The organism is Ruegeria sp. HKCCA5463 (assembly GCF_013034175.1).
Taxonomy (GTDB): Bacteria; Pseudomonadota; Alphaproteobacteria; order Rhodobacterales; family Rhodobacteraceae; genus Ruegeria.
In genome coordinates this window covers 1-2071 of record NZ_WQFL01000028.1, presented here as the reverse complement: position 1 = coordinate 2071, position 2071 = coordinate 1, and the positions used below count along the sequence as shown (strand labels likewise).

At 50.9% G+C, this 2071-nt stretch carries 1 protein-coding gene; it reads right to left on the bottom strand.

Translation table 11 applies throughout. The annotated features are described in order from the left end of the window. Positions 1–228: 228 nt before the first annotated feature. Positions 229–1749 carry a primase-helicase family protein gene (locus tag GOW09_RS22930; protein WP_171121065.1) on the bottom strand — a complete coding sequence of 507 codons (1521 nt, stop codon included), beginning with the start codon at positions 1747–1749 and terminating at the stop codon, positions 229–231. Positions 1750–2071: the final 322 nt, after the last annotated feature.

Genomic DNA, 2071 nt, shown 5'->3' with positions numbered 1-2071 from the left:
CGGCAAGCCGGTGGGTTACGCAGTAGACGAACCTATAAGCGCGATCCTGATGCTCACGAAACCGAAGTTTTCTTGGTTGCTCCGTCTCGGTGACCATACATCCGTTTCCATCTACTTCCGTGTTAGCCAGCAAGTCTTCCACGCGCCCTAGCGCCTCGTTATAGTGGTTTGCCAAGACGTCTTCGTACCAAGCCTGTAGGCGGCTCCGCTCTCGAAAAACAGGAGGTCTCATATGATTTCCACATCCTCCTCAATGTGATCAACGGGCTCGTCGTAACCCTCTGGACCGAGAACGCGGCCATTTGAGACACGGTAGTCCGGGTGAACCCAAATCACCCTCGCATAGTCAGTTCCGCCCCACTTAGCTTTCGCGGGAATCCACCCAAGTTCGTTCATCATGTGAGCCAGTCGGTTCGGGTTTACCTTAAGGTTTTCGAAGAATAGCTTTCGGAGACTGGCCTGCGGGATCGCGAACTTTCCCGTTCCAGCGATGAACTCCGCTAACTCCTGTTGCAGGACTTCACCAGAAGCAGCGTGAAGTCGTTGCATAATAGGGGTGTCGACTGCAGCCATATTCAGCGACCGAGGGTTAAACCCATTCGACTGCTGTCTAACCATCAGAGCATTGTAAAGGCGCGCGATATTCTCCGGATTATCCATGTACTTGTAGAAGCTGGACCTGAAGGACTGGAAATTCTCATTGTCCGGTCCGGAAGCGTGGCCCGGGTGATTTGCATCAATCACATAGAACCGGCGGTCATCTGGCTCAATCCAATGTGGATAGTGGTTCGTCGTCATCAGGTACACGCTGACGCTGCGAACCTCGGTTACCTCCTTTCCTTTGCCCTCGACGGCGACTCTGGGCTCGGTGATGAAAGATTTTACAGCGTTTCCAGCGTCAGTTCCCGGCTTTAGCTTGACCTCCTCGCAGGTAATGAACTTTTTCGACATCAGTGTCTGATTGAACCGAGATGTGAGCTTGGAGGTGCCGTTGATCCCAATCGAGTTACTTGGACCGAACAGAGCATTGAGGACCTGTCCAATGGTACTTTTTCCAGTTCCTTTCGTCTGCGAATACAGCAGTATCGAAAAACTTGGCTTGCTGCCCTCGTTCTGAAGACTCCAGGACAACCAGTCCAAGAAGAAGGTTCGATCACAGTCATGACGGAACATGCGCTCCAGCAGTTCCTGAAACATACCGTAATCGGCCTCGGTTAGCCCCAGGTTTCTGTACTCCGGCTTCGTCCACGTGTTTATGCTTGCTGACCCGTCGGACCAGATCAACCCGTCTGAAACCTCAGGGCAGCACTCGGAACGACCATCCCAGACAGGAATGGTCTGAGTTTTGTCAGTGTGAATTTCCTCGACCGAGTACTGGTAGACTTCACGCCAAAGTTCGTCTGTCAGTTCGATTTCGCGGTATTTCTCCGAAAACCGAATTAAGGCAGCGCGCTTAAGATCCGACGCCGAAATGGCCGTGGTCGGATCGTTTCGCCGGAAAAACCTACCTTCCTTGCGGACGTAGTTTCTGGCCAAATCGCGACATAAGATTTCTTTAGGGTTGTCCGAAGTAGGGTTGGTCTGATTGGCGTCTGTGGTCTGAACTTCCGCATTGTCTCCGCCATCTGAAAAGATCTCCAACTGAACGTCATCTAAATTGCTTTGCCCATGTGCTATCGGGCGGCGATTCCTCCATGATTTTTTGCGTTCTCTTGGTTTGAGCTCGTTGCTCGGTAATTGCTTGTTCACTCTGTTTCTCCTGCATCTTGTGCCAATTCGTTGCGTGCAAAACAAACCTGTCCAATGCGCTTTTCGGCACGGTGAGACAGGGTCAGGGTAAAAATATGAATCAGGCCATGCGGCTCATCATCAAAATCCGCGCAATGGGACTGAGCCGATTACGGATTTTGCAATCAACGCAGGCTGTGACGTACAAGCCCACTTATTAAGGTCGCCCAACCCAGTGATGTTAGACGACTACCAGTTATGATTTATCAGTGATCTCAATCGAGATTATGAACTTTGACCTGAAGGTATTTAATGAGTTATCGAGTCACTTCAATACCCCCAA